General features: G+C 67.6%; 23 protein-coding genes and 1 tRNA gene. 14 read left to right on the top strand and 10 right to left on the bottom strand.

The features are described from left to right. The first annotated feature begins 125 nt into the window (after positions 1-125). Both ACIBL3_RS18135 and ACIBL3_RS18130 read left to right on the top strand, forming a co-directional pair. Positions 126-632: a hypothetical protein gene (locus tag ACIBL3_RS18135; RefSeq protein ID WP_396354535.1), complete on the top strand. Its 507-nt coding sequence runs from the start codon at positions 126-128 to the stop codon at positions 630-632. A 231-nt stretch (positions 633-863) separates the two neighbouring features. After that, a complete protein-coding gene (locus ACIBL3_RS18130) occupies positions 864-1,052 on the top strand; it encodes a hypothetical protein (RefSeq protein WP_396354534.1) in 189 nt (62 codons plus the stop codon). A gap of 426 nt (positions 1,053-1,478) precedes the next feature. Here the strand turns inward: ACIBL3_RS18130 and ACIBL3_RS18125 are convergent, their stop codons facing one another. The 4 genes from ACIBL3_RS18125 to ACIBL3_RS18110 form a co-directional block, all read right to left on the bottom strand. Next, positions 1,479-1,748: a hypothetical protein gene (locus ACIBL3_RS18125; RefSeq protein WP_396354533.1), complete on the bottom strand. Its 270-nt coding sequence runs from the start codon at positions 1,746-1,748 to the stop codon at positions 1,479-1,481. A gap of 115 nt (positions 1,749-1,863) precedes the next feature. Further along, complete coding sequence (locus ACIBL3_RS18120; RefSeq protein ID WP_396354532.1) at positions 1,864-4,860, bottom strand: AAA family ATPase; 2,997 nt, start codon at positions 4,858-4,860, stop codon at positions 1,864-1,866. A gap of 335 nt (positions 4,861-5,195) precedes the next feature. Next, a complete protein-coding gene (locus ACIBL3_RS18115; RefSeq protein ID WP_396354531.1) occupies positions 5,196-6,794 on the bottom strand; it encodes a GntR family transcriptional regulator in 1,599 nt (532 codons plus the stop codon). A gap of 100 nt (positions 6,795-6,894) precedes the next feature. Then, positions 6,895-6,971: transfer RNA gene (locus ACIBL3_RS18110), tRNA-Arg, on the bottom strand. Between the two features lie 147 nt (positions 6,972-7,118). On the opposite strand from ACIBL3_RS18110, the gene ACIBL3_RS18105 reads away from it, so the two are divergent. From ACIBL3_RS18105 to ACIBL3_RS18095, 3 genes are all read left to right on the top strand, one after another. After that, complete coding sequence (locus tag ACIBL3_RS18105; RefSeq protein ID WP_396354530.1) at positions 7,119-8,630, top strand: PrsW family intramembrane metalloprotease; 1,512 nt, start codon at positions 7,119-7,121, stop codon at positions 8,628-8,630. A gap of 90 nt (positions 8,631-8,720) precedes the next feature. Further along, on the top strand, positions 8,721-12,530 hold the full coding sequence (locus ACIBL3_RS18100; RefSeq protein WP_396354529.1) for an AAA family ATPase: 3,810 nt from the start codon (positions 8,721-8,723) through the stop codon (positions 12,528-12,530). 29 nt (positions 12,531-12,559) lie between these two features. Further along, the gene (locus tag ACIBL3_RS18095) at positions 12,560-14,206 is read left to right on the top strand and encodes an ABC transporter (RefSeq protein WP_396354528.1); all 1,647 of its coding nucleotides are present in this window, start codon (positions 12,560-12,562) and stop codon (positions 14,204-14,206) included. A gap of 56 nt (positions 14,207-14,262) precedes the next feature. Here ACIBL3_RS18095 and ACIBL3_RS18090 read toward each other — a convergent pair whose 3' ends face one another. Then, positions 14,263-14,880 carry an SRPBCC family protein gene (locus ACIBL3_RS18090; protein ID WP_396354527.1) on the bottom strand — a complete coding sequence of 206 codons (618 nt, stop codon included), beginning with the start codon at positions 14,878-14,880 and terminating at the stop codon, positions 14,263-14,265. A gap of 78 nt (positions 14,881-14,958) precedes the next feature. Continuing rightward, the gene (locus ACIBL3_RS18085; RefSeq protein ID WP_396354526.1) at positions 14,959-15,489 is read right to left on the bottom strand and encodes a single-stranded DNA-binding protein; all 531 of its coding nucleotides are present in this window, start codon (positions 15,487-15,489) and stop codon (positions 14,959-14,961) included. A 146-nt stretch (positions 15,490-15,635) separates the two neighbouring features. On the opposite strand from ACIBL3_RS18085, the gene ettA reads away from it, so the two are divergent. Genes ettA through ACIBL3_RS18065 form a run of 4 tightly spaced genes read left to right on the top strand, consistent with a single transcriptional unit; the run spans position 15,636 to position 18,860 of the window. Continuing rightward, positions 15,636-17,318 (top strand): energy-dependent translational throttle protein EttA, encoded by a 1,683-nt coding sequence (gene ettA, locus ACIBL3_RS18080; protein ID WP_396354525.1) that lies wholly within the window; start codon positions 15,636-15,638, stop codon positions 17,316-17,318. Next, on the top strand, positions 17,204-17,770 hold the full coding sequence (locus ACIBL3_RS18075) for an ArsR/SmtB family transcription factor (RefSeq protein ID WP_396354524.1): 567 nt from the start codon (positions 17,204-17,206) through the stop codon (positions 17,768-17,770). The genes ettA and ACIBL3_RS18075 overlap by 115 nt, the downstream gene beginning before the upstream one ends. Then, positions 17,767-18,237 (top strand): SRPBCC domain-containing protein, encoded by a 471-nt coding sequence (locus tag ACIBL3_RS18070; RefSeq protein WP_396354523.1) that lies wholly within the window; start codon positions 17,767-17,769, stop codon positions 18,235-18,237. The genes ACIBL3_RS18075 and ACIBL3_RS18070 overlap by 4 nt, the downstream gene beginning before the upstream one ends. Then, positions 18,234-18,860: a dihydrofolate reductase family protein gene (locus ACIBL3_RS18065; RefSeq protein WP_396354522.1), complete on the top strand. Its 627-nt coding sequence runs from the start codon at positions 18,234-18,236 to the stop codon at positions 18,858-18,860. Before ACIBL3_RS18070 ends, ACIBL3_RS18065 begins: the two co-directional genes overlap by 4 nt. Here ACIBL3_RS18065 and ACIBL3_RS18060 read toward each other — a convergent pair. Further along, on the bottom strand, positions 18,844-19,731 hold the full coding sequence (locus ACIBL3_RS18060) for an aminoglycoside phosphotransferase family protein (protein ID WP_396354521.1): 888 nt from the start codon (positions 19,729-19,731) through the stop codon (positions 18,844-18,846). The genes ACIBL3_RS18065 and ACIBL3_RS18060 overlap by 17 nt on opposite strands. 43 nt (positions 19,732-19,774) lie before the next feature. Then, on the bottom strand, positions 19,775-20,224 hold the full coding sequence (locus tag ACIBL3_RS18055; RefSeq protein WP_396354520.1) for a MarR family winged helix-turn-helix transcriptional regulator: 450 nt from the start codon (positions 20,222-20,224) through the stop codon (positions 19,775-19,777). A 93-nt stretch (positions 20,225-20,317) separates the two neighbouring features. Here ACIBL3_RS18055 and ACIBL3_RS18050 point away from each other — a divergent pair, with 93 nt between their 5' ends. After that, the gene (locus ACIBL3_RS18050; RefSeq protein ID WP_396354519.1) at positions 20,318-21,685 is read left to right on the top strand and encodes an FAD-dependent oxidoreductase; all 1,368 of its coding nucleotides are present in this window, start codon (positions 20,318-20,320) and stop codon (positions 21,683-21,685) included. Here the strand turns inward: ACIBL3_RS18050 and ACIBL3_RS18045 are convergent. Beyond that, positions 21,682-22,140: a MarR family transcriptional regulator gene (locus tag ACIBL3_RS18045; RefSeq protein WP_360519863.1), complete on the bottom strand. Its 459-nt coding sequence runs from the start codon at positions 22,138-22,140 to the stop codon at positions 21,682-21,684. The two genes, ACIBL3_RS18050 and ACIBL3_RS18045, sit on opposite strands and share 4 nt — an antisense overlap. Before the next feature lie 146 nt (positions 22,141-22,286). On the opposite strand from ACIBL3_RS18045, the gene ACIBL3_RS18040 reads away from it, so the two are divergent. Further along, positions 22,287-22,862, top strand: a complete 576-nt coding sequence (locus ACIBL3_RS18040) for a YceI family protein (protein WP_396354518.1) — start codon at positions 22,287-22,289, stop codon at positions 22,860-22,862. 43 nt (positions 22,863-22,905) lie between these two features. Here the strand turns inward: ACIBL3_RS18040 and ACIBL3_RS18035 are convergent, their stop codons facing one another. Beyond that, the gene (locus tag ACIBL3_RS18035) at positions 22,906-23,505 is read right to left on the bottom strand and encodes a TetR/AcrR family transcriptional regulator (protein ID WP_396354517.1); all 600 of its coding nucleotides are present in this window, start codon (positions 23,503-23,505) and stop codon (positions 22,906-22,908) included. A 96-nt stretch (positions 23,506-23,601) separates the two neighbouring features. On the opposite strand from ACIBL3_RS18035, the gene ACIBL3_RS18030 reads away from it, so the two are divergent. The 3 genes from ACIBL3_RS18030 to ACIBL3_RS18020 are packed head-to-tail and all read left to right on the top strand — an operon-like array spanning position 23,602 to position 26,735. After that, positions 23,602-24,747, top strand: a complete 1,146-nt coding sequence (locus ACIBL3_RS18030; RefSeq protein ID WP_396354516.1) for an acyl-CoA dehydrogenase family protein — start codon at positions 23,602-23,604, stop codon at positions 24,745-24,747. 12 nt (positions 24,748-24,759) lie between these two features. Next, on the top strand, positions 24,760-25,980 hold the full coding sequence (locus ACIBL3_RS18025; RefSeq protein WP_396354515.1) for an acetyl-CoA C-acetyltransferase: 1,221 nt from the start codon (positions 24,760-24,762) through the stop codon (positions 25,978-25,980). Next, entirely contained in the window at positions 25,980-26,735 is a 756-nt protein-coding gene (locus tag ACIBL3_RS18020; RefSeq protein WP_396354514.1) for an SDR family oxidoreductase, read from the top strand. The genes ACIBL3_RS18025 and ACIBL3_RS18020 overlap by 1 nt, the downstream gene beginning before the upstream one ends.

The raw sequence follows: 26,735 nt of genomic DNA, 5'->3' as shown, positions 1-26,735 counted from the left end.
GGAGAAAAGCTCCTCTTCGGACGCGGCAAAGATCTTCCTTTCCAGACAACCCAATCTTAGTTGGGTCGCTGTCCGGCAACCTCGGGGCACCTCAGGGGTATCGCTTCCAGGTCAGGAGCACGCTCATGACGAGATCTGTTTCAGATACGAGAAGGCGCGGCCCGCGCGGTTGGTTGCGCAACCGGCTGATGATTGTGTTCGTGTTGGCCGTCGTTGCCGCCCTCACGCTCGCTGCACCCGCATCGGCGACACAGCCACAGCCCCAGCAGTTCACGACGATCGGGCAGCTGACCGGGCCGAACACGGTAGTGGGAACCTGGACAGGCGAAGGGCTCATCAATGCCACTGGCACCTACACGGAGACCGCCCGGTTCGTAGGAAGCACCATCCATGCCGAAAAGGTGCTCGTGAGCCCGGCCGGCACGATTGTGCTCGAGAACCACTCGCTCATCGTCTGGCTCGACGAGTGCACCGCGACCTTCCGCGCCGGAGACTGGCATATCGCAGCCGCTTCCGGTGCATATGCGGGCCTCAAGGGCGGGGGCACGCCGGTTTCAACCCCCGAGAGCTTCGGCAATGTCTGCACTGGGAGCGTTCACGTCGTCCATTCGGGTGCAGTAAGCAACGGTTGAGCTACATCCGACCAGGTGCCACCCTCCGAACATCAACGAAGATCCGAGATGCTGCTGGCGACTCCGCATCGGCAGACGGCCCGGCCCCCGCAGCCCCTGTCAGAACAAGCGCGATCCAGGGATCGAGGGAACGAATACCGCACGAACGGAATACATGCTGTGCGCCAGTAGCTGTCCGAGGAGGCTGCGCATCGGCTGGCGGCAGACCTGGAGTTGCAGTACGACGTCTACGTGCCGCGCTCACCTGACCAGGTTCGGCGTGTCGAGCCGCCGAAGCCGGTGGAGAAGGCCTGGCAGCCGGCCGGTTTCCTGGACGCCTGGGTCAAGGAAGAGGGAACCTGGGTCGGCCGGGTCCGTGGACCGGACGGCAAGTTCACCTGGATTCCACAGGCTGAGCTGCGTCAGGCGGAGCAGTTCTGATGGCGACTGACCGGGGTCCGACCATCCGGCTGCAGGGCCGCCCCGCACGACAGATGGGCGTACTTCGAGGCGGACTTCCTCGACTGCATCCGCGCTGACCAGCGAATGGGTCGCTCGGCCGACCATCCGGCAGGCTGGCCGCTGACGTACCAGCGGCCTGCGTCCAGCAACGACCACACCTGGGTCTGGCGCCAGGGACAGAACTGTCACCCGACCTCGATCGAATGCTAGCCACCCAGTGGCGGTCGAAGCGGGTTGTTGGTCGAGTTGTGGTTGCGCCGGTTCCCGGGAATCGGTCTGGCTCTTGGTTGGCGTCGCGGCACGCCTGCGGCGTCGAGCATGTTTGCGATCTTGCGCCATGAGCGATCGGCCAGCTCAGCAATTTCGCGCAGGGACATGCCGCCCTCGGTGTACCGCGCTGCCTTGTTAGACCGGGCGAGGCGCCGAATCGTGCTCTCGGCGGATCCGGTTGGATGCCGCGAAGGCGACTCCGGTGACGGTGGCTCCGGCGAGTGCCCCGGCGGCGACCTGGGCTGGGTCGACCTCGCGCCCGGTGTTTGGCGTCGGGACGATCGTGTCGCCGCCTCCTCCTTCGTGTTTGTTGATGGCGTGTGCGGACGTGCCGATGATCAGCGGGAGCGTCGCGATGGCGGTGGCCGCGAGCCCGGCGGCCGCTCGGGTGATGAGCTTGGTCATGGGAATCGACTCCTTCGTTGTCGGACATGGCAATGACTGTCCGCTGTAAGGAGAGGGGAGGGCATCGGGTACTTGTCCTCAGATTTTGGGGCGAAGTGCTTATGCCGTGGCCTACTTAGCTCGGTTGGCCGGGTGGGTAGCCGAGCCTGCCTGCCAGTGCGGCAACCTCGTGTCGGGATGAGGTGCCGGTCTTGCGCAGCAGGTTCGACACGTGCACGCTGACGGTCTTCGGGCTGATGAACAGGGCGGCTGCGATCTCGGCGTAGGTCCGGCCGGCCAGCAGGTAGCCGAGGATCTCGCGCTCCCGTGGCGTCAGGGAACCGAACGCCTTCGGGGCATCGTCGCCGGTCTCGGTCGACGGGTGTGGCTCGTTGAGGGAGATCCTGGCAACCGTGGCCAGCTTCTCCACCTCGTGCCGGAGCGGGCCGGCGGCCATCTCGTCGGCGAGGCGGTACGCCGATCGCAATGGCGTGGCGATGGAGGCCTTGCTCGCTCCCTCCTTGAGCAGGGCCTGCGCCCATCGGTGGGAGGCGACCGCCTCCTCCCAGCGCATCCCGGCAACAGCGCAAAGCTGTACCGCGTTCTCCCAGAGAGTCGAGGTTCCTGATTGCGCCAGGCATCGTGCGGTCTCCGCGGCGTGGAGCGCTTCGAGCGCCGGCGTGATCAGATTCTCGGTCGTGATGCGGGCGAACGGTGGTGGCTGTAGTCCTTGGCGCAGCTTGACGATGTCTTCCAGCGATACCTGAGCGCGCGCGACGCCGTCGCGGTCTCGGTGGTCTCGGGCCTGGTCGGCCAGGTCGGCGGCTGCGCGTGCGCTTAGCATGAGCATCTCGTCGCCGACTCGTGCGTCGACGATCTGAACGACCATTGTGCGCGCGATCAGCTCGAGGGCACGATCCGGTCGGTTCTCGGCGAGCAGGCATTCTGCCAGCGTTGGCGGCGCCCAATTCTCGGGGCGGTCCTCGAGGTCCGGTAGCAGCTCGTGGGCGCGCCGCACGTGCAATCGAGCCTGTTCAAGGTCACCTCGGCGGGCGGCCAGCAATGCGGCTGCCAGCCGGGCCACGGCTCTGGCATTGGCGACCCGCGCGAGAGTCAGTCCTTCACGGATCGCTTGCTCGGCCTCCGTATGCCGTCCTAGGAGCATGAGATAGCGAGCGAGGTCGCCGGCGTGGAAGGCCGCGAAGTTGGTGGCGCCTTCATCGAGCCCCTTCCGTAGCCCGTCGGCACCTGTGTGCACGATGTCGGCGAGGCGGCCGTGCGCGATGAGGTAGCCCGATCGGGCGAACTCGGCGTACAACACGAGGTTCAGTTGGCCGGTGAGCCATGCGTAGCGAAGGGCTTCAGCCGAGTAGAAGTCGGTTCGCTCGTCACCCCACGGACATGCATTGGCCAGAGCGCTGTAGGCCCGGGACAACGCTGCGGGTGCTCCCGACCGGCGGGCCGCCCGGATGGCTTCGTCGGCGAATGACTGCGCGGCCTCCAATGAATCTGTCCACGAGTGAGTCTCGCTGAGTTCAGCCAGCGCGATCGCGTACTCCGCGCTGTTCGGGAATGGCTCAGCAAGTCGAACAGCACGCTGGAAAGCCGCGAACGGCTCGCCGCCGAGCCGGCCCGTCCACCACTCCGCGGTTGCCGCCTCTCTGACGATGCGGCTGGCCCGAAGCGGATCGCGATGTTCGTCGACGAGCTGGAGTGAGCGACTCCACGCTGCAAACCGCTCGTCGCCGTCTCCGATCAGGTCCGACACGAACGCGAGTCGCTCAAGCAGATCGAGCTCACCATCGACCGATGGGTCGTCCGCACGATGGACGATTGGCCACAGGCGCGCCGCCCGACGCAGATGAACAGCCTCCTCGGGTAGTGCCTTCAGCTGTCGAGCGAGTTCCGCAGCGTGTAGTGACGCTTCCAGACTGGTTACCCGCTCGTGGGAACCTTCATAGTGACTCGCGAGCTCCCCGACCCGGCGCAGTTCGTCAATCGCCATGGCGGTGGTTCGGCTCTCCAGCGCCTTGGCCCAGGCTGCATGGATGGGCACCGCCTCACCGGGAACGAAGCTGGCGTTCAACACCTCAGGGAGCAGCGGATGGCGAAACCAGCACATCTCCGCACCGTGGGGCACGCAGATCCCCCTCTTCGTTGCCTTGACCAGCGCACCGGTCACCGCCTCAGCGCTGATACCCCCGGCAGCGGCCACCTCGACGAGATCGTCCACCGAGGCCGGCCGCCCGCACACCGCCAGGAGTCTCATGACTTCTCGGGCCGAGGCATCCAGTCCATGCCAGGTGGCCAGCAGCGCGCCGGCCAACTCCGCCGGCAGATCTGGAGGCAGCTTCTGATCCGCGGCGGTCAACCCCTGCACCATCAGCTCGGTGAAGTACGGGTTTCCGGCCGAGCGCTGTACAACCGCGGAGACGAGCTCTGGATCGGCCTGACCCCCGAGCAGCATCGACAGCTGCTGCTCGGTCTCGTCGCGACTCATCCGCTCCAGTTGCAGTGAGGACACCGAAGGCAGCCGGACCAGATCGGCCAGCCAGACATTCAGCGGATCCCCGGCCGCGATCTCCTCGTCGCGATACGTCGCCAGCACGACCAGCCGCTGCCTGCGGAACCCGGCCACCAAATAGGTGATCGCGTCTCGCGTGGCCAGGTCTGCCCACTGCACGTCATCGACGACCAGCAGCACCGGCCGCACCGATACCAGGGCCTGGATCAGTCCATCAATGACGGGTAGCAGCCGGACCGTGCTTCGCATCGGCTGCCGGCCCAGCGATGGCAGCAGCTCGGCGGCGTCCGGAACCGCCGCCAGCGCCATGGCCCGCTCCGCCGGCTCGGCCGAGTCCAGCCAGCCCTCCAACGCAGCGATCAGTGCAACGTACGGGGCGTCGACCGCACCGAATCGAACACCGCGACCCCACAGGACCGCCGCGCCGTCCGCTCCTGCCTGGTCGCACACCGCACGCACCAGCCGCGTCTTGCCCACACCGGCCTCACCATGCACGAACACCGCACTGGGTCGTCGTCCAGCCGCCGCGCTGATCGCCGCCGCGAGGACTCTCCCCTCCTCGACACGGCCGGCGATGCCCGGCAGCGGCGCTCTTGGACCCCCACCCACACCAGCAGTCTCCGCCCAAACAATCCAGATGTCTCCACAAATCCGTCAGTAACGTTGCGGTCAGTCGCCCGGGGCGCGGGGGTGCGGAGTTGCAAGTTGCGCCAGGTCGGAGGCCATCCCATCTGTACGCTTCGACGGCCGCGGTCGTCGAAGCCTAAGGCGGCCACGTCGTCCGCGGATCATGGTGCGGTTCGTGGTGCGAGATGGAGGCAATCGGTGGGGACGATGGGGCGTGGTGCGACCACCCGCGTGGCCATTGGTGCTGGTAGAGGCTGTATGAGGCGCTGTAGTTCCTACTCGTAATGAGAATGTCGTCCGTTCGATTCCGACATCGACTAGGGGCTGGGGGCGGCGACGGTCTTTCGCTGCCCGGACCTGCCAGCAACGAGACCCGCATCGGAGAGCAAACTCAACGCGCGGTGCGCGGTAATGGGGGCAACCTTGTAGCGCGCCGCTAGGTCCTTTACGGACGGCAACGTGGCACCTGGCATGAGGACACCACTGTCGATCGCACCTCTTAGGTCGGCCGCAATTCGCTCATATGGCTGGAGATCGCCTGTGGTCGGTGTGGGTACGACTGGTGCGGCGGTGTCCCCTCCTGCCGGTTGGTTCGACAGCGGCCGTGGAGGCATCCGAACCGCGATGCGGGTCGCGGCGCGTTGATCGGCTTCCGCCGACCACGCGCTGTAGACCCTGAGCGTCGTTGCGCCGCCTCCGCCGTGGCCGAGTCGGCCGGCGACAGTTCGCGGGTCTACGCCCGCAGAGATCAGTTCAGTGGCGTTGAAGTGACGTAGGTTCTTCAGAGTCGTGTTGATGCCGAGTCTCGTGGCCATGCGCTTGTAGCGCTGGGTCGCTGTATCGAGCTTGAGTGCTTGCAGCCCATCGGGCGACGGCGAGAACACGAAGGCTCTCGGCGAGAGCTCAGCGCCAAGCTCGGCGGCCTGCCGGCGCATCCGCGCAATTCGCTCGCGGAGGGCTGCTGCGGTCTCTGGGTCTGGCACGATTCGGCGGTGCTGGTGGGTTTTCGTGTCCTTGGCGACGAACTGGCCGTTCACCTTGTATATGGACTGGCGGATGTTGATGACTTCGCCGCCTTCGCCTCCGAGGTCCAGGTGCTCGATGCGTAGGGCGCACATCTCGCCGCGGCGTGCGCCGAGTGTGGCCTTCGTCCATACGAACGTGCCCCAGTCAGCGTCCTGTTCGAACGCGGCATTGATCAATAGCGCTGCTTCGGTGGCAGTCGGTGGACGCGGTTCTGGCCGCGGCTGGGAGGGCTTCTCAGCCTGATCGGCGGGGTTGACCGAGATGTACTTCCACGAGATTGCCCGTTGCAACGCGCCACTCAGACACCAATGGATCTGGCGAATCGACGAGTTGGACAGACCGCGGCAAACGTGTGGCTTGCACGCACGGCGACAGACCCGGCAGGTCTCAGGGTCAGCTGGCCGGCACGGACGGCCCTGGTGTTCGTCGCACAGATGATCAACGTCGGTGCGGTGATCGATCTCGGCCTTGCCGCGGCAGTGCTTCCGACACCGCCGCAGTTCGGCGTAGAACGAGTCCAGGGTCTCCGTATCGAGCTTGGAGAGAGGAATCGAACCAAGAAGAGGCCTGATGTGAACCTCGTACTTTGATTCATAGCTGCGACGGGTCAGCGGCTCGACGTCGGCCAGCGGCAGATACCTCTCCATCAGCTGGGCGACGGTGGCCCGAGTCTTTGGGTTCCGCTTCTCGTCGACCTGGTTGAGTAGACGCGTTCGAGCCTGCTCGGCTTCCCTTGCCTGTCGAGGGCCAGGGGGCACGGTCTCTGTCAGGTACAGCGGCTTCTTCGAGATGGGGTCGACGCCGGCGTAGACCCTTACACGCAAGGAGCCTGACGGCAGGGCGTCGATGTTGCCGCGTTGCCGCTTCCGGGGTTGTGGAGGACGTGCCACGGACGGAGCTTAACAGCGGTTCATGTCACGAAACATGTCATGTGCTGACCGAGCCCGCTGGATTGGGCCCGCGATTTGGGCCTCTGACCTGCACTTTCTATGGCGCGCCCGGCAGGATTCGAACCTGCGACCAACGGATTAGAAGTCCGACGCTCTATCCAGCTGAGCTACGGGCGCGTGGCAGGGAAGAGTCTCTCAGATCCGGGGTGGATCGTGCGCGTGGGTTACCGGTGGGCGGGTCGAAGTACAGGCTTGTCGTTCCATCCAGGTAACGCTGCGTGGGTGGTCCTGCCGTGTGGTGGGCTCCCCAACTAGGCTGCGGGCATGAGTTACCCCTCACCAGGCCCAGCCGGCTCGCCGCAACCCGCGGCGGGGTCGGCGTACTCGCCCGGCGGACCGTACCCGCAGCCGAACGTGCTCGGCAGCCACCCCGTCCCGGGGCAGCGACGGAACCAGGGCATCCTGATCGGCATCGTGATCGCGGTCGTGTTCGCGATCGCGGGCCTGGTGATCTTCGGCATCGTGGCCAAGTCGACCGGCGCGGGCGGCTTCACCTGGGGGTTGATCTTCGCGTTCGTCCCCGTCATCCCGGTGATCGCGCTGTATCTGTGGCTGGACCGTTACGAACCGGAGCCGACCAAGTACGTTCTGTTCGCACTCTGCTGGGGTGCGTTCATCGCCACCCTGGTCGCGATCTTCATCAACACCGAGGTCTCGCACTGGATGGAGGAGACCGGCAGCGGCGGCAACCGCTCAGCCGTCTTCGTGGCCCCGCCGGTCGAGGAGTTCGCCAAGGGGTCCGTCATCCTGCTGCTGGCCCTGGTACGGCGCAAGGAGTTCGACGGCATCATCGACGGCCTCGTGTACGCCGGCATGGTCGGCGTCGGGTTCGCCTTCACCGAGAACATCCTCTACTACGGCCGTATCTTCAGTCAGCTCTCCGAGGAGGGCGGCAGCGACGCGGGCCTGCGCGGGGTGTTCGTGCTGTTCTTCTTCCGCGGGTTCCTCTCGCCGTTCGCCCATCCGCTCTTCACCTCGTTCACCGCGATCGGCATCGGCATCGCCGTACGCCATCGCAGTACCTGGGTCCGGTTCCTGGCGCCGCTCGTCGGCTACCTGGCCGCCGTACTGGCGCACGCCTTGTGGAACGCCTTCGCGAGCTGGGCGCAGGGCGCCGGCTTCTTCATGGCCTACCTGTTCCTGATGGTCCCGATCTTCATCGGCATGGTCGTCTTCGCTCTGGTGATGCGGTCCCGGGAAGGGAAGATGATCGCGTCCCGGCTGTACGACTACGTCCGGTTCGGCTGGCTGGTCGCCCAGGACGTGCCGCTGATCGCGACGCTGCGCGGGCGCAAGGCGCTACGGCAGAACGCGAAGCGGTACGGCGCCGAGGCCGAAGCCGCCGCCAAGGCGTTCCAGCGCAACGCCACCGACCTGGCCTACCTGCGGGACAAGATCGTGCGCCAGGTGATCGGCCCGGACGCGCTGGACACCGAGAAGCGGCTGCTCAACGAGCTCCGAGCCCGGCGCCCGAGCGTGCCGTTCCCGCCGATGCCGGCCTTCGCCCAGGCCACCCCGCAGTTCCAGGGCCCGCCGGGGCCGGGCGGTCCGCCGTACCCAGGAGCGGGTGGTCCGCCGTACCCGGGACCGGGGGCTCCGCCGTACCCGGGACCGGGGGCTCCGGGGGGCCCGCCGCCGGGTGGTTATCCACCCGCTCAGGCGGGGTATCCCTCGGGTCAAGCCGGTTACCCAGCGGGCCAGCCCGGTTACCCACCGGGACCCCCTGGTCAACAAGGACCGCCGGGAGGATACGGTCCGTATCCACCATCGCAGTGACTGCCACCCGTCCACGCCGCCAAACGGGGATGACGATGACTTTGCTTCTGCGCTGTCCGACCGGGCACTCTGTGCTCGTGGGCGGACGCCGTGGCTGACACCAGGTCAGCAGCTGGTGAGGGTTCGGAGCCGCAGGCTCCGGGCCGGGATCAGCCTGCCCAGGAGTTGGCGAACCTGATCGCCCAATCAGATGCCAAAGGCAAAGGCTTCTGGCGCCGCCGCCGCCGCAAATCCACCACGCCGGACCCGACCCCACCCACCGAGCCCTCCAGTACGACGAAGCCGCCCACCACGGACCCGGACACGGCAAAGCCGTCCGCGGAGCAGCCCGACGCGGCTAAGTCGTCGACCGAGCAGCCCGACGCGGCGAAGGCTGCCGCCGAGCGATCTGCCGTAGCGGAGCCGACAAGCGAGGCGGACAAGACGGAGGGCACGGCTCCCGAGGAGGGTGAAGCACCGGCGGACGCAACCGAGGTCGAAGGGCCGACGGCTGCTACCGACGCGCCCGCCGAGAAGCAAACTGCTTCCGAGGAAGCAACCGGCGAGACCCCGGCCGCTCGGGACGGCACATCGGAGAGTCCCGCAGAGGCCCCACAAGCCGACTCAGCATCGGTCGAGTCAGCACAAGCCCAGTCGGCGCAAGCCGGGCAGGCGCAAGCCGACCTGGCGGAGGCTCAGCCGGGACAGGCCGAGCAGGCGCAAGCCGAGCAGGCGGCGGGTCAGCCGGGGCCGGCCGGGGTGGCGCAGGGGCAGCAGGCACGAGCTGAGTCAGTGCAGGCTGAGGGTGGGGTCGAGCGACCCACCGTGGGCGTTGTCTACGAGCCTGATGAGTCCCCGGATGGTTTCCCCCTCGAGTACGCCAACATCATCGTCGGGCTGCCCAAGAAGTCCGCCAATTCCGAGGCAACCGCCTCGGCCGAGGATCAGCCGCAGGCCGCCTCCAGCGAACTGTCCGCAGCCGAGCCGACTGACACGGAAGCCAATCCGACCGCGGAGGCCAAGCCGGCAAAGTCCAAGAAGTCAGGCAAGTCCGGAAAGTCCGCCGCCAAGCAGCCTGCAGGCGATGCCCCAGCAGAGCCAACCTCCGACGCCTCTGACCACTCTGCCGATCCCGCCAGCGAGCAGTCTGCTGGCGAGCAGCGGGCATCCGGGTGGGCTGACGGCTCGGGTAAGCAGTCCGGTGGGGTGGCTGGTGCGGTTGAGGGGGCCGAGGCGCCTGAGGGCGAGGCTGGGCAGGCGGATGGTGCTGCCGGCGAGCAGTCTGCTGGCGACGAGCTGGCTGGCGCGGAGGCCGACGACTCGGTCGAGCAGTCGGCCGACTCAACCGAGCGGGCGGAAGGAGCAGCGGAGTCGCGAGCATCCGAACAGGCCGACGTCGCAGCGGAGCTGCAGGCATCCGAGCAGACGGGTGCAGCAGCGGAGCCGCATGGATTTGAGCCGGCCGAGGCAGCTGGCGAGGAGTCTGACGAGTCGGCCGGTGGCGTGTTCGCCGAAGGGGCGACCGGCGGCGACGCGGAGGAAGTGGCTGCTGAGCAGACCGAAGGTGCTGGGGGCACCGAGGGTGCTGACGTTGCCGAGGGCGCTGGTGAGGCTTCCGACGACCAATCCGAGGCGGTGGGGCAGGCCGACGCGGCGGAGGAGCCGGAGGGATCCGGGCAGGCCGAAGGCGCGGCCGACGACGCTGACGGGGTCGGCGAGGATGCTCAGGCGGCGTCCCGAGAGGCCGCTGAGGATGAAGGGGCGGCCGGGGGGCAGGGGGCTGCTGAGCGCGGTGACGTTGCGGCGGCTGACGCGCAAGCGGATGGTGCTGCGGTAGGCGGGCAGGCGGCGTCTGGTGAGGCTCGTGAGGGTGCGGTCGCTGACGAGCAGGTGGACCAGGACGCGAGCGAGTCTGCCGGCGAAGGCGGCGGGTCTGCGGAGGACGTTTCTGGCGGGGGCGGAGACCAGGACGCGAGCGAGTCTGCCGGCGAAGGTGGCGGCGGGTCTGCGGAGGACGCTTCTGGAGAGGGCGGGGACCAGCAGGCGAGTGAGTCTGGTGGTGAAGGCGGTGGCGGGACCGCGGATGAGGCTGCCGGGGACGGTGACGGGGCTGCGGGTGAGGGTTCTGGCGGTGGGGACTCTGCAGGTGAGCCGGCTGCGGATGGTGACGCTGCGGAGGAGTTGACCGCGGAGCAACTGGCGGAGCGGGTGGCTGCTGAGCAGGCGGCTATGGCTTTGATTACGGCGTTGATGCGGTTGCGGGGGGCGCTGGCTGGTAGTCGGTTGCCTATTGATGTGGTGGGGGCTGACGAGGCTCGCCAGCAGCAGAAGGCGATGTTGGATCAGCTGGATGACTACATCTTGCCGCGGCTGGTGCAGCTCGAGGCTCCGGTGCTCGCGGTGGTTGGTGGGTCTACTGGTGCTGGGAAGTCGACGCTGGTCAACACGATCATCGGGAAGGTGGTCAGTGAGCCGGGGGTGTTGCGGCCGACTACTCGCTCCCCGGTGTTGATCCATCACCCGGCTGATGCGGACTGGTTTGTTGGGGACCGGGTGTTGCCTGGGATGGCGCGGTCCAGTGGGGACAAGCCGGGTGGGATGGAGGATCCGGGGCAGCTGCGGTTGGTTGCCGCGGACACCGTTCCGCGCGGCCTCGCGATTCTGGACGCACCGGACATCGACTCCGTTGTCGAGGCGAACCGTGATCTCGCGACCCAACTGCTCGCGGCGGCTGACCTCTGGTTGTTCGTCACCACGGCGGCTCGGTACGCGGACGCCGTACCGTGGGAGTTCCTGCAGAGTGCGTCGGATCGCAGTACGGCGGTTGCGGTCGTGCTGGACCGGGCGCCGGAAGACACGATCGACGACATCACCGGTCACCTGGCGCAGATGTTGCTCGAGCGTGGGCTCGGCGACTCGCCGCTGTTCTCGATCAAGGAGACGGTTGTCGACGGCAACGGCATGCTGCCGCCGGAGACCGTTGCCTGGATCAAGGACTGGCTGATCGACCTGGCCGCCGACGCGGAGGCGCGGTCGGCCGTCGTTCGGCGGACCCTGCGCGGCGCCATCACCGCGATGGTGAAGAAGACCCCGCCGTTCGCGGCCGCGGTCCGGGCGCAGGCTGAGGCCGCGATCGAACTGCGGTCGACGGCGGAGACGGCGTACGACCGGGCCGTCAAGGACATCGCGAAGGCGACGCAGGACGGCACGCTGCTGCGCGGCGAGGTGCTGGCCCGGTGGCAGGAGTTCGTCGGCACGGGCGAGCTGCTGAAGGGTCTGCAGACCAACGTCGGCCGGCTGCGCGACAAGATGAAGACCGCGGTCGTCGGCAAGCCGCCGCCGACCCGGGACCTGAACGACGCGGTCGAGTCCGGCCTGGAGTCGTTGCTGCGCGAGCATGCCGAGGCAGCCGCCGAACGCGCCGAGGAGTCGTGGCAGTCCACCGCGCCGGGCCGCCAGTTGCTCGCCGCCGGAGACCGCGACCTCGGCCGGATGTCGAAAGACTTCCCGGCGGCAGCCGGCCGCGCGGTCCGCGAGTGGCAGGGCTTCGTGCTCGACCTGGTTCGCAAGGAGGGCGCCGACAAGCGCTCGACCGCCCGCATGCTCGCGTACGGCGTGAACGGCCTCGGCCTGTCGCTGATGATCGTGATCTTCGCCAGTACGGCGGGAATCACCGGCGCCGAGGTAGGTGTTGGAGCGGGAACCGCCGTGGTCGGGCAGAAGTTGCTGGAGGCCGTTTTCGGCGATCAGGCCGTTCGGACCCTGGTGGCTAAGGCCCGGGAGGATCTTGACGGTAGGGTTCATGCCTTGATGGATGCCGAATTCGCCCGCTATCTGGCTCTCCTCGACCAGCATCCAGTCGATCCCGAGGCGGCCAGGCAACTGACGGAGGCCGCGCGCGCGGTGGAGGACTGCACGTGACGGGAATTGTGGATACGGTCAAGGGCCTCGTGAGGGGCTCTACCGATGTCCTGACGAAGATCGAGGCACTGGAACAGGCCGCGGAGGCCGGTCGGGGCCGGCTGGACCCGGTGGTGCTCACCGAGGCCACGCAGATCGTGGACCGGGCCGGGCAACGCTTGCGGATGTCCGGCGAGCTGACTGTGGTCGCGCTGGCCGGTGCGACGGGCTCGGGCAAGTCGTCGCTGTTCAACGCGATGACCGGACTCGACCTGGCCGCGATCGGCACCCGCCGACCGACCAGCTCGATGCCGCTCGCCTGCGTGTGGGGTGAGGAGCCGGCCGGCGAAATCCTGAACTGGCTGGGGATCCCGCGCCGCCATCAGGTGCAGCACCGCAGCTCCCTGGAGGACGCGCGGTCGGAAGACCTGGATGGTCTGGTCCTGCTGGACATCCCCGACCACGACTCGACCGAGGTCGAGCACCGCCTCATCGTCGACCGGCTCGTGGAGCTGGTCGACATGCTCGTGTGGGTGGTGGATCCGCAGAAGTACGCCGACGCCGCGCTGCACAACCGCTACATCAAGCCGTTCGCGTCGCACTCCGGCGTGATGGCCTTCGCGCTGAACCACATCGACAAGCTCACCCCGGACCAGCGCAAGAGCTGCCTGAACGACCTGGACCGCCTGCTCAAGTCGGACGGCCTCAAGTCGCCGAGCGTGGTCGCGACCTCCGCCGTGAGCGGCGACGGTCTGGACGAGCTGCGCACGCTGCTGGTCAAGCGAGTCAACAACAAGCGGTCTGCACGAGAGCGGCTCGCCGCCGACGTCGACCGGGTCGCCGACCGGATGGCGAGCCAGTGCGGCAACGCCAAGACTCCGGAGATCGCCAAGGCGGATATCACCGAGCTCGTCGATGCGCTGTCCGACGCCAGCGGTGTGCCGGTAGTGGTTGACGCCGTACGGCGTTCGTACCTGCAGCGTGCTCGTGGAGCGACGGGATGGCCGGTCACCAAGTGGCTCGAGCGATTCCGGCCGGATCCGTTGCGGCGGCTGCACCTGGATCAGGTGTCGAGGCAACAAGGCAAGGCGCTGCGCAAGTCCGCCTCCCACGAGGTGGCGATCGCACGCTCCTCGTTGCCTGCGGCAACTCCAGTGCAACGAGCGCGGATGGACACCGCGGTCCGCACGATCACCAACAAGGCGGCCGAAGGACTCTCCCGGCCGTGGGCCGACTCCGTCCGCTCGGCGATCCGCCGCCGCGAGGAGTCGCTCGGCGACGAGCTCGACCAGGCGGTCGCTCGCACCGACCTCGGGACGAGCAACAACCCCGGTTGGTGGAGTGCGGTGCGGTTCATCCAGTGGCTGCTGTTCCTGGTGGCGCTCGGCGGTGGGCTGTGGCTTGCCGCGCTGGCTGTATTCGGCTTCTTGCAGCTGGAGGACCCGCCGCTGCCGAAGTGGAACGGCATCCCGTACGCCACGATCATGCTGATCGGCGGTGCGGTCCTGGGCGTCGCCGTCTCGTTCGCGTGCCGCCTCTTCGCCACCAGCGGAGCCGCCCGCCGCGGTCGCCTGGTCGCCAAGGCACTCCGCACCGAACTCGAGAAGGTTGCCGACAGCCACATCGTCGCGCCGGCTCGGGCTGAGCTCGACGCCTACACCACCTGCCGCGACAGCCTGAGCACCGCCCGGCACTAGCCGTCGACAGCTGTCCCACGGGGTAGTCACCGTGGGACAGCTGTTGGGATGCGCGGTTAGACCTCGGCGCCGGGGGAGTACTGAGCCATGGAGACCTTGGCGGCCTCGGCCAGGTCTTCCTCCTTGGTGGTGCCGGAGGCGCGGACGGAATCGATCCAGGCGCGGACGCAGTGCTCGTTGTACTTGATGACCTCGGGGGAGTTGGCCATCTCCATCGGGTCGGTGTCCTCGGGCAGCTCGCCGTTGAGGTAGAGGGCGAGGCCGAGGACGGCGCCGTCCCACCCGGGGCCGACCCAGAGCGCGCCGGAACCGCCGGGGGCCGGGGGCTCGCTCATCGAGTGCTCGAGCTCGAGCTCGGTCGAGGTGCCGGAGCCCGGCGACAACCGAAGCTCGAGCAGGCTGGTCGGGCCGCCGAAGGTGACCTTGAACCGTTTGGGCGGCTCGCACTCCAGGATCTCGCCGCCGGCGTTGCCCTCCAGTTGGAAGGAGCCGCCGACCTTGAGGTCGCCGCTGACCGGCAGGAACCAGCGGCGCATCCGCTCCGGATCCGTCAGCGCGTCCCAGAGCTCGTCGGGGTCGGCTTGGTACGACCGGCGCATCACCACCGTGACCGTCTCCCCGGTCCGGCTGACTTCGCGCTGAACCGCGCTGATGTGCTCGAGGATGTCGATCACGGTCTTGTCCCTCTCGTCTCAGGCTGTTGTGCTGCCCAGACTGCCGCTCATCACTTATATAAGTCAAGACTGAGATAGTCATGCGGCTTCGGACTCCCGGGTCGTCGGGGTGAGGGGCAGCGGGCTGGCGGAGTACTCCTCGGCCGGATACGGCGCGGCGGAGGCATCGGTGGGCCCTGACGAGGAACTGCCGTAGTCGGGGGCGGCCGGATCCGCGGGGGCGGGTGCGGCGGCGAGGCGGGGTGGGGTCTTGGTGAAGGTCGTCGTACCCCGGGTGAGGTCGTGGCCGAGGGAGAACGCTTCGAGGATGACCCGGCTGCGGGCTTCGCCGCTCTCGTCGGTCCACTCGTGGGTTCGCAGCCGGCCCGTGACCAGGATCGGCTGGCCGAGGTGCACTGATTCGAAGGCGTTCTGGGCGAGGATGCGCCAGCACTCGACGGTGTACCAGGTGGTCGGTTTGTCGACGTACGTCCCGCGGGTGCGGTCGAACGTCCGGGGAGTCGAGCCGATCCGGAACGTCGCCCGGGCGACGTTCCCGCCGATCTCCTTGAAATCCAGGTCGCTGCCGACCCAGCCCTGCACCGTCACATAGGTCTCGCCGAGGCTCATGATGGCCACCTTCCGATCGATCGCGGATGCGCTGTCACCGGAGAAGATGCACGGGCCGCGGCGGGTTCCGCCGTACCGATCGCCGATCTGTGGACAACCGAGGGCTGGTTGGGAACACAGTGGTCCGAGCACATAGGCTCTGGGGTATGGCGGAATTCATCTACACGCTGCGCAACGTCCGGAAGGCGCACGGCGACAAGGTCGTTCTCGACAATGTCACGCTGAACTTCCTCACCGGCGCGAAGATCGGCGTGGTCGGGCCGAACGGCACCGGTAAGTCCTCGCTGTTCAAGATCATGGCGGGGCTCGACCAGCCCTCCAACGGCGAGGCCCGGCTGGCCGACGACGCGACGGTCGGGATCCTCCTGCAGGAACCGCCGCTGAGCGAGGGCAAGACCGTCCTCGAGAACGTCGAGGAAGGCGTCGGCGACACCAAGCAGAAGCTCGACCGCTTCAACGAGATCTCCGCCGAGCTGGCAGACCCGGACGCGGACTACGACTCGCTGCTCGCCGAAATGGGCGACCTGCAGACCGAGCTCGACCACCGCAACGCCTGGGACGTAGATGCCCAACTGGAGCAGGCGATGGACGCGCTGCGCTGCCCGCCGGCCGACGTACTGGTGGACAACCTGTCCGGTGGTGAGCGCCGCCGGGTCGCGCTGTGCAAGCTGCTGCTGCAGCAGCCCGACCTGCTGCTGCTCGACGAGCCCACAAACCACCTGGACGCCGAGTCCGTGCTGTGGCTGGAGCAGCACCTGCAGAAGTACCCGGGCGCCGTCATGGCGATCACCCACGACCGGTACTTCCTGGACAACGTGGCCGAGTGGATCCTGGAGCTCGACCGCGGCCGGACGTACGGCTACGAGGGCAACTACTCGAAGTACCTGGAGACCAAGAAGCAGCGGCTCGTGGTCGAGGGGCAGAAGGACGCGAAGCGGCAGAAGATCCTGGAGCGCGAGCTCGAGTGGGTCCGGTCGAACGCGAAGGCCCGGCAGACCAAGAGCAAGTCCCGGCTGGCCCGGTACGAGGAGCTCGCGGCCGAGGCCGAGCGGGCCAAGAAGCTGGACATCGACGAGATCAACATCCCGGCCGGTCCGCGTCTGGGCAGCACCGTGCTGGAAGTCAGCAAGCTGGAGAAGGGCTTCGGCGACCGCAAGCTGATCGACGGACTGTCGTTCTCGCTGCCGCGTGCCGGCATCGTCGGCATCGTCGGCCCGAACGGTGTCGGCAAGTCGACGCTGTTCCGGATGATCGTCGGCCAGGAGCAGCCGGACGCGGGCACGCTGAAGCTCGGTGAGACGGTCAAGATCTCGTACGTCGACCAGTCGCGCGGCGGCCTGGACCCGAAGAAGACGGTCTGGCAGCAGGTGTCCGACGAGCTCGACTACATCAAGGTCGCGAACTTCGAGATGCCGAGCCGGGCGTACGTCGCCTCGTTCGGTTTCAAGGGCCCGGACCAGCAGAAGCCGACGGGGGTGCTGTCCGGCGGTGAGCGGAACCGGCTGAACCTTGCGCTGACGCTGAAGATGGGCGGCAACCTGCTGCTCCTCGACGAGCCGACCAACGACCTGGACGTGGAGACGCTGCAGTCGCTGGAGGACGCGCTGCTGGAGTTCCCGGGGTGTGCGGTGGTCGTGTCCCACGACCGGTGGTTCCTGGACCGGGTGGCGACGCACATCCTCGCCTGGGAGGGGACTGACCAGGACCCTGCGCAGTGGTTCTGGTTCGAGGGGAACTTCGCGTCGTACGAGGCGAACAAGGTCGAGCGGCTGGGTCCGGAGGCGGCGCGGCCGCACCGGGTCACCTACCGGAAGCTGACTCGGGACTAGTCACAGCGCCACCCACCGCCCACCTCGCCGCGTGCGAGGTGGGCGCTGCTGTTTCACAACCGCCAATAGTTAGCTCTTGCGCTAAGTGTTCCGTCGAGTTAATACTTAGCTTTGTGGCTCAGTATTTGGCGGAGGTGGATGGGGTGTTCGTGGCGTTGGCTGATCCCACTCGGCGGGGGGTGATTCGGCGGTTGGGGCTGGGGCCTACGAGTGTGGGGGAGTTGGCCAGTGAGTTTCCGATGACGTTGCCGTCGTTCATGAAGCATGTTCGGACGCTGGAGAGCAACGGGCTGATCCGGACGGTCAAGGTCGGGCGGGTGCGGACCTGTGTGCTGAACCGGGAGCGGTTGGCACTGGTCGACGACTGGCTGGCCGAGCAGCGCCGGATCTGGGAAGACCGCACCGACCGCCTGGAGCGTTTCGTCACCGATTCGATGGAGGAGCAGGCATGAATCCGGAGCTCGACCTGACCCTGGAGCGGGTCATCCGCGCACCACGCGCCGTGGTCTGGAAGGCGTGGACGGACCCGGACCGGTTCGCGCAATGGTGGGTGCCGGCGCCGGCGGTCTGCCGGGTCGAGCGGCTCGACGTCCGGCCAGGCGGCGCCATGGTGACCCGGTTGAGTGAAGACGGTGAGCGGTTCGGCCCGCATCTCGACGCGACGTTCCTCGTCGTCGACCAGGAAGAGCGGCTGGTCTTCACGAATGCGATCGACAGCAGCTGGCGTCCCGCGAAGCCCGACCCGATCGCCATGACGGCCGAGATCAGCCTGGCTGATCACCCTGACGGCACCGACTACCGAATCGTCGTACGGCACGCCGATCCCGCGTCCCGCGCCCTCCATGAGCAGCTCGGCTTCGCGGATGGCTGGGGCACGGTGACCAAGCAGCTCGCCGAGCTGGTGGAGGTGGCGCGATGAAGCTCGTGCTCACCGAGTTCGTCTCCCTCGACGGCGTCAGTCAAGGCCCCGGTTCGCCGACCGAGGACACGAGTGACGGCTTCACCAAGGGTGGCTGGCTCGTGCCGTACATCGACGAGCAGTTCGTACGGCGTACCTCCGGCTGGCTCGACCTGGCCGACGGCCTCCTGCTCGGACGTCTTACCTATGAAGCCTTCGCCCGGGACTGGCCGCAGATCACGGATCCCGACGACCCGTACACCGCCCGGATGAACTCCCTGCCGAAGTACGTCGTCACCAACACCCTGACCGAGGGCAGTTGGAACCCCACGACCGTGCTCCGTGGCGACGCCGTCCAGACCGTCGGAGAGCTCAAGACCCAACCAGGACGTGAGCTCCAGATCCACGGCAGCGCACGCCTCGGCAACGCCCTGCTGGCCGCCGGACTCGTCGACGTCCTCAGGCTCGTCGTCGCGCCGACCGTGGTCGGGTCGGGCCGGCGACTCCTCAAGCACCCCAGTGAAGCCCTCGGCCTCCGACTGGTCGAGCAGGAGGTGACACCGAACGGCCTCGTCGTACTCGAGTACGAGACCGTCGGAGCCGCCCGCGTCGCCGAGTACGAAGGCGTCACGGCCTTCGTGTAGACAGGTGATCCGCAAGGACCTCGGTGACCACCCGGGGGCTCTCCGGCGAGTCGTAGGTGATCAGCGCCTTCCAGAGTGCCCAGGCGCGGGCACGCGCCCACGTGCCCGCGTCCTGCCGTACGGCGTCCCGGAAGACCTCCCGGGAAGCCCCGGAGAAGAACGTGTAGGCGATCACCAGATCACACGCCGGGTCGCCGACCCCTGAGGTCCCGAAGTCGATCACCGCGGACAGGCGGCCGTCCTGCACCAGCAGATTGCCGCTCGCGATGTCGCCGTGGAACCACACCGGCGGGCGGCCCCACGACGTACCCAGCGCGGTCTCCCAGACCTCCTGAGCGAGGTCGGTGTCGACTTGACCCTTCAGTACGGCGAGGGCCTCCATCGTCTCGTCGTGGTAGTACTCCGGCGGGGCACCTCGGTAGAAGCTGTGCGCCCCGGCCGCAGGTCCACCGGTCGCGTCGCAACCCTGCAGCGCGAGGATGAACTCGGCGATCGAGCGGGCGAAGTCGGACAAGTCCGCGACGGTGTCGTGCGACGAGGTCCGGCCGTCGATCCAGCGACGGACCGCCCAGTGGTGCGGGTACCCGTGCCCCGGCTCGCCCTTGGCCACCGCCTCAGGGATCGAAACCGGCAACGACGGCGCCAGGATCGGCAGCCACTCGTGCTCCTTGTGAACGGCGGCGGCGTACGCCTCATGCGTGGGCAGCCGTGCCGTGAGGTCAGAGCCAAGCCGGTACGTCCGGTTGTCCCAGCCGTCGATCTTGACCGGGGTCACCGGCAGGTCGGCCCATTGCGGGAACTGGTCCGCGAGCAATCGTCGTACCAGGGCAGCGTCGATCCCGGCTCGGCCGTCTTGGTGAAAGTCCGTCACGCCACGAGAGTCTTCACGGCGAGGCGAGGTGCACTCAAAGTATTTAGCTCTCCGCTACAACGTTCGCCGCGATGGAGTCCGCCAGAAAGTCGGAGATCACCCGCAGCTCGGCCTCGGTGCGCGTCGCCAGCACGGAGTGCATGTGCTCGGCTTGCTCGGCGTACAGCGGGACCAGTTTTGCCTGGATCGCCTGCATCGACGGCGTGACCACGACCTTGCGGCGATCGCCGGGATCCGGCCGGCGAGTGACGAAGCCATGCGACTCCAGCCGGTCGATGACGCCGGTGACCGTGCCCGAGGTGAGGCCGGTGTGCTCGGCGAGCTGGCGCGGCGTCAACGGGCCGTAGGTCTGCAGCAGGGTCATGAACTGCGAGTCGCTGGCGCCCAGGCCCACCTTCGCGGCGACCGCGTGGTTGAACAGGACGACGTCCGCGATCAGCCGGACCATCCGCTGCTGGATCTCGGCGGCGAGCTCTTCTCGGGAACTGGTCATGGTCCGCCTCAGCATAGGGCTTGTATTTCTCTCGGATCTCCAAGATACTCGGATCACCAAGATACTTGAAGAGACGAGATAAGAGGCCACGAGATGAAGGTATTGGTGATCGGCGGCGGGACCGGCGGGCTTGCGCTGGCGCACGGGTTGAAGCGCGCCGGGATCGAGGTGACGGTGTTCGAGCGCGACGCGCTGCGGACCGACGGCCTGCACGGCTACCGGGTCGGCATCGACCCGGACGGCAGTCGCGCGCTGCACGCGCTCCTGCCAAGCGACCTGTATGACACGTTCGTGGCGACCAGAGCCCGCGACCCGAAGTACTTCAACATGCTCACCGAGGACCTCAAGGAGGTCCTGGCACTCGATCTGCCGCCGGTGATCGACCCGGTGGAGAGCGAGAAGTCGATCAGCCGGATGACGCTCCGGCAGGTGCTGCTGACCGGGCTGGAGGACGTGGTCGAGTTCGGCAAGGAGTTCACCCGCTTCGAGCAGTCCGCGAGCCAGGTCACCGCCTACTTCGCCGACGGTACGCACGCCACCGGCGACCTCCTCGTGGCTGCTGACGGAGCTCACTCCCGCGTACGGCGCCAGTACCTCCCGCACGCGAAGACCGAGGAGACCGGGATCATCGCGATCGCCGGGAAGCTGCCGATCACCGACGAGAGCGCGAGCCTGGTACCGCCGAAGGTGTTCGAGGGGATCACGATCGTGAACGCCCCGCGCGGTCTGGCCTGCATCCTGCACGTGATGGAGTTCCAGTGGGACCGCGACGGGAACGTGAAGCACGGCATCGGCGGCAACACCGAGGACCTGATCCGGCGCTGGCCCGGGCTGCAGTTCGACAACACGCGTGACTACATCAACTGGGGTCTGTCGGCGACCGCGGACAAGCTGCCGGCGGACATCATGGAACTGCGCGGTGACGAGCTGATCGAGGTCGCCAAGCGCCTGACGAGTCACTGGCATCCGAACCTGCGGAAGCTGATCGAGCTGACCGATCCCGGCACCTGTTTCCCGGTGAACATCTGGACCTCGGTGCCGCTGGAGCCCTGGCAGACCACCAACGTGACGCTGCTCGGTGACGCGATCCACACGATGACGCCAGGTCGTGGCGTGGGCGCGAACACGGCACTGCGGGACGCGGTGAACCTGTGCCGGCAGCTGATCGCCGTACGGGATGGTCGTGCGGAGCTGATCGCGGCAGTCCGCGACTACGAGGCGAAGATGATCGAGTACGGGTTCGACGCGGTGATCAAGTCGCGGGCGCAGATGACGGCGGACGATCCGGTGCACAAGCCGGTGGTCGGGCGGCTGGCGCTGGCAGGCATGCGTACGGCGATGCGCGCGGTCAACCACCTGCCACCGGTCAAGCGGCGCATGCGTGACTCCATGCTCGCCTACCGTGGTGCGGACCGGGACGAGCTGACCCTGGAGATCAGGCCCGCCCGGGTCATTGGTTAGCGCTGGCCGATGTGCTCCGAGACCGAGTCGAACACCCGTCCGATGGCGGCGAAGTCCTCGGAGGAGGCAAGGTCGACCAGGTTGTCGCGGACGCCCTCTACATGAGTCGGCGCAGCCTGCTCGAGCAGATCGAGACCGGCGTCGGTCAGCTCGGCCCAGACACCCCGCTTGTCGCTGGTGCACGACGTACGGCGGACCAGCTCGGCGGCCTCGAGGCGGCCGACGGTGTGGGTTAGCCGGGAGCGGCTCTGGTGCAGCCGGTCGGCCAGATCGGCCATCCGGAGCCGGCGGTCAGGCGCCTCGGAGAGCCGGACCAGGATCTCGTAGTCGTTGATACCGATACCGAACTGGCGCAGGTCGTCGTCCAGCTTCGCCATCAGGCGCGCGGTGCCCAGCAGGTACGCGCGCCACGCCACCTGCTGCTCGGCGTTGAGCCACCGGGTCTCAGTAGTCATCGTCACGACGACAGTGTACCGGGAATGTAGTTGACTTTTAAACCGTTGATGCCTACTGTCGTAGTCAGCAGGTTGAAATTTGAACTTCCTACCGACTGCGTCGCCCCCGACCAATTTCGTCCCCACGTAAGACCCGAGAGGAACCCATGAGCGAGACCGTTACCACCGGCGCGACCCCGACCAGCACCATCCCCGGTCTGGTCGCCGGTACCTACGCGATCGACGCAGCCCACAGCGAGATCGGCTTCACCGTCCGGCACCTGATGACCAAGGTCCGCGGCACCTTCCAGGAGTACACCGGCGAGATCCACGTCAAGGACACGCTGGAGGAGTCGACCACCAACGTCAGCGTCGAGCTGGCCTCGGTGCACACCCGCAGCGAGCAGCGCGACGGCCACCTGCGGTCCGGTGACTTCTTCGACGCCGAGAACAGCCCGAAGATGACCTTCGTCAGCACCGCCCTGAAGCCGGAGGGCGACGACTACGTCCTGGCCGGCGAGCTGACCATCAAGAACGTGACCAAGCCGATCGAGCTCGCCGTCGAGTTCCTCGGTGTGGACCAGAACGCCTACGGCCAGACCATCATCGGCTTTGAGGCCTCCGCGCAGATCAGCCGCAAGGAGTGGGGCATCGACTTCAACGTGCCGCTCGAGGGTGGCAAGTTGCTGATCGGTGACAAGGTGGACATCCACCTCGACGTCCAGGCTGCGCTCCAGGCCTGACGCCAAGCTTCAAGGCCCCGCATCGCGAGATGCGGGGCCTTTGCTATGCCTGGACCATCCGGTGGGCGAGGTCGGCGTACAGCTTGCCGAGCGTCTCCGGATCGCCCCGGTGTGGCGTGTACCACCGGGCCACGTCGATCGACAGCGACAGTACGGCGAGCGTCGTGCCGGGGAGATCGTCGACCGCGAAGGACCCGTCGGCGACGCCGGCGTGCAGGACCTCCTCGAGCTGTGCGGAGATCGCGCGCCGGATGGCGGCAACCTCGCCGAGGTGCTCGGGGGTGAGGGCTGCCAGCTCGTACTGAACGACTCGCGCGATCGTGTGGTGCTGCGCGTGCCATGCCGTGAAGGCGGACACGAGAGAGCGCAACCGGTCGGCCGGAGTCGAGTCGGTGTCGGCAGAGCGCAGTACGTCGAGAGCCGCTTGGTGGCCGTAGCGGCTGATCTCGAAGAGCAGTCGCTCCTTGGACGGGTAGTGCACGTAGAGCGCTGCCGGACTCATCCCCGCGCGGGACGCGATGTCGCGGGTCGTGGTGGCCTGGAACCCGCGCTCGGCGAACGCGTCGATGGCACCGGTCAGCAGCCGGCGTGCGGCGGCCGGCTGGACGTGTTCCCACACGAGGGGGCTGGTGACTGCGGACACGTTGACACCCTGCCCCAGATTGGCGAAGCTAAGCAAGCGCTTAGCGAAGCGATAAATGCAGCACAGCGCCGTTCGTCTCAATCCACGGGAGGGCCCATGGAACGCGTCATCTTCAACGAGGACCACCACGCCTTCCGGGCCAGCGCGAAGGAGTACTGCGACCGCTCCCTGGTGCCGCGGATGGAGCAGTTCCTCGAGGAGAAGACGATCGACCGGTCCGCGTGGCTGGAGGCCGGCAAGCAGGGCTTCCTCGGTCTCGACGTGCCGGAGGAGTACGGCGGCTCGAGCGTCGGCGACTACCGGTTCAACGCCGTGTTCGCCGAGGAGGTGTCCAAGGTCTCCGCGTCGCTGTCCAGTTGCTTCGGCATCCACTACGACTGCGCGGCGCCGTACCTGGTGGATCTGGGCACCGAGGAGCAGAAGCAGCGCTGGCTGCCGAAGTTCTGCGCCGGTGAGTCGATCGCCGCGATCGGGATGACCGAGCCGTCCGGCGGCTCCGACCTGGCCGCGCTGAAGACGACGGCCAAGCGGGTGGACGGCGGCTGGGTGGTGAACGGTTCGAAGACCTTCATCACCAACGGCGACATGGCCGACCTGGTGATCACCGCCGCCCGGACCGACCCGGCCAAGGGAGCGAAGGGCATCAGCCTGTTCGTGATCGAGGAAGGCATGGACGGCTTCGCCCGCGGCCGCAAGCTGGACAAGGTCGGGCAGACCGAGTCCGGGACGTCGGAACTGTTCTTCGAGGACGTGTTCGTTCCGGACACGAACGTGCTCGGCGAGGTGGACCGCGGCTTCATCCACATGATGGAGCGGCTGGCCCAGGAGCGGGTCGGTGCCGCGGTGTCGAACATCGCGCAGGCCACCCAGATCCTGGCCGAGACGATCGACTACGTGAAGCAGCGCAAAGCGTTCGGCCAGTCGGTCGGCTCGTTCCAGTACAACAAGTTCCTGATCGCCGAGCTGGTCACCAAGGCCGAGGTCACCCAGGCGTACGTCGACAACGCGATCGTCGCGCACGACGAGGACCGGCTGTCCGCGGTGGACGCGGCGAAGGCGAAGTGGTGGAGCGCCCAGGTGCAGAACGAGATCCTGGACGCGTGCGTCCAGCTGCACGGTGGCTACGGCTACATGAACGAGTACCGGGTGGCACGCGCCTGGCGCGACGCCCGGGTCACCAAGATCTGGGCCGGCTCGAACGAGATCATGAAAGAACTCATCGGCCGCGACCTCGGCCTCTAGGAAGGACCTGCCATGCCTGAAGCAGTCATCGTGTCCACCGCGCGTTCGCCGATCGGCCGCGCGTACAAGGGGTCGCTGACCAGCATCCGGCCGGACGATCTCGCCGTACAGATGATCAAGGCGGCGGTCGGCAAGGCCGGGCTGACCGGGGACCAGATCGAGGATCTCGCGGTCGGGTGCGCGGAGCCGCACGACGAGCACGGCGGCAACATGGCCCGCCGGATCGCCGTGCAGCTCGGCTGGGACAACACGCCGGCCACGACGGTCAACCGGTTCTGCGCGTCGTCGACGCAGACCGCGCGGATGGCCTTCCACGCGATCAAGTCCGGTGAGGGCGACATCTTCGTCAGCGCCGGGGTGGAGTGCGTGTCGCGGTACAAGAACTTCGGCTCGGCCGGGGTGGGCGACCCGAGCTCGTTCAACCCGGTCTTCACCGACGCGGTGGCGCGGACCGAGAAGTACGCCGAGACCAACGACACCTGGCACGACCCCCGCGAGGACGGGCTGATCCCGGACATCTACATCGCGATGGGCCAGACCGCGGAGAACGTGGCGACGCTGAAGGGCATCCCCCGGGCCGACCAGGACGCGTTCGGGGTCCGCTCGCAGAACCTGGCCGAGAAGGCGATCGGCAACGGCTTCTTCGAGCGCGAGATCGTGCCGGTGACGTTGCCGGACGGCACCGTGGTGAGCAAGGACGACGGCCCGCGCGCGGGCACGACCCTCGAAGGCGTCAGCGGACTCAAGCCGGTCTTCCGCCCCGACGGCACGGTCACGGCCGGCAACTGCTGCCCGCTGAACGACGGCGCGGCCGCGGTCGTGATCATGAGCGACACCAAGGCGCGCGAGCTCGGCCTCACCCCGCTGGCGCGGATCGTCTCGACCGGCGTCAGCGGCCTGTCGCCGGAGATCATGGGCCTCGGTCCGATCGAGGCGTCGAAGCAGGCACTGGCCCGGGCCGGGATGAGCATCAACGACATCGACCTGGTCGAGATCAACGAGGCCTTCGCGGTCCAGGTGATCGGCTCGGCGCGCGAGCTCGGCATCGACGAGGACAAGCTGAACGTGCACGGCGGCGCGATCGCGCTCGGCCACCCGTTCGGGTCGACCGGTGCGCGGATCATGACCACGCTGGTGAACGGGCTGCAGTTCGAGGACAAGCAGTTCGGTCTCGAGACCATGTGCGTCGGCGGTGGCCAGGGCATGGCCGTGATCCTGGAGCGCCTCAGCTGATGTCGTTGCAGGACCGTACGGCGATCATCACCGGAGCGTCCCGCGGAATCGGGCTGGCGATCGCGCAGCGCCTGGTCGCCGATGGCGCTCGCGTCGTCATCACCGGCCGTACCCAGGAGACGCTCGACGCGGCCGTCGAGTCCCTGGGCGGCCGGGAGCACGCGATCGCGGTCGCCGGCAAGGCGGCCGATCCGGAGCACCGTGCCACGGTGGTCGCCGCCGCGGTGGCGACGTACGGTTCGGTCGACCTGCTGGTGAACAACACCGGCATCAACCCGATCTACGGCAAGCTGCTCGACGTCGACCAGGCCGTCGCCGCGAAGATGGTCGACACGAACGTGCTGGCCACGATCGCCTGGGTGAAGGCCTGCCGGGACGCGTGGATGCGCGCCCACGGCGGCGCGGTGGTCAACCTGTCCTCGGTGGCCGGTCTGGCGCCGTCGCCGGGGATCGGCTGGTACGGCGCGACCAAGGCCATGCTGTCCCGGGTGACGGCCGAGCTGGCGGTCGAGTTGGCTCCGGAGATCCGGGTCAACGCAGTGGCTCCGGCGGTGGTGAAGACCAAGTTCGCCGGAGCCCTCTACGAAGGCCGTGAGGACAAGGTCGCGTCGACGTACCCGCTGAAGCGGTTGGGCACGCCGGAGGACGTCGCCTCGCTGGTGTGGTTCCTGCTGTCGGACGAGGCGTCGTGGATCACCGGCCAGACCATCACGATCGACGGCGGCCTCACCCTCAACGGCGGGATCGTCGGCTAG

Origin of the sequence: Kribbella sp. NPDC050124, from assembly GCF_044460355.1 — a bacterium.
Lineage (GTDB): Bacteria > Actinomycetota > Actinomycetes > Propionibacteriales > Kribbellaceae > Kribbella.
This window is presented reverse-complemented; position numbering and strand designations above follow the sequence as displayed.